The sequence below is a fragment of the Psychrobacter sp. APC 3279 genome, assembly GCF_030407795.1.
Lineage (GTDB): Bacteria > Pseudomonadota > Gammaproteobacteria > Pseudomonadales > Moraxellaceae > Psychrobacter.
Map to the genome: position 1 here is coordinate 1 of NZ_JASDCR010000049.1, position 733 is coordinate 733.

Genomic DNA, 733 nt, shown 5'->3' on the forward strand with positions numbered 1-733 from the left:
GCTGTCTTAAATGATAATTTTTATAGTTAATAATCTCTCCGAAAAGAAAAGATAGTCAACTTTATTTTTTAGCATTCTGAATCAGCAAAAATCCACACAAGTTGTTCTTTAGTTATGCTTTTAAATAGTCTCAATCACTGTCGTCCAGTAACTGATATATAGGGTATTTCTTCTGCCATCTAGCCAATCCGTCTCCGGTTAAGCTATCTAGCGAGCCGACTATCTTATCACAGTGATTTGAATTGTCAAGCTATTTTATAATTTGTTTCACCAGGTTAACTGCGTTATTAATATGTAATTTACATATTAGCTGCCGCTAGTCCGTCCGATGAGGGCGTATTATAGACGCTTTATTTATTTAGTCAAGAAGTATTTTTTATTTAATTCAAACAATTTACATCGTCTAAATCAGTAACCCACTTCCCTTTCGACTGGGACGCATTATACGCGGGTTTGAGGCTGGGTCAAGGTTAATTGAGCTTTTTTTATAATTATTTTACTGAATGAGATTGGCGGCTATTGATCGAAGCATCCAGCACCTAGCACCGTCACCAAACTGCCGACAAAGAAAATCCCCCGACAAGCTAATGTCGGGGGATATTTCAGAATAGAGAGCTGACGATGACCTACTCTCACATGGGCGAACCACACTACCATTGGCGCTACGATGTTTCACTTCTGAGTTCGGGAAGGGATCAGGTGGGGCCATCGCGCTATTGTCGTCAGCAAAGGG

General features: G+C 39.8%; 1 rRNA gene. It reads right to left on the minus strand.

Annotated elements, in window-relative coordinates:
- Nucleotides 1-613 precede the first annotated feature (613 nt).
- Nucleotides 614-727, minus strand: a 5S ribosomal RNA gene (rrf, locus tag QL898_RS13760).
- Nucleotides 728-733 lie beyond the last annotated feature (6 nt).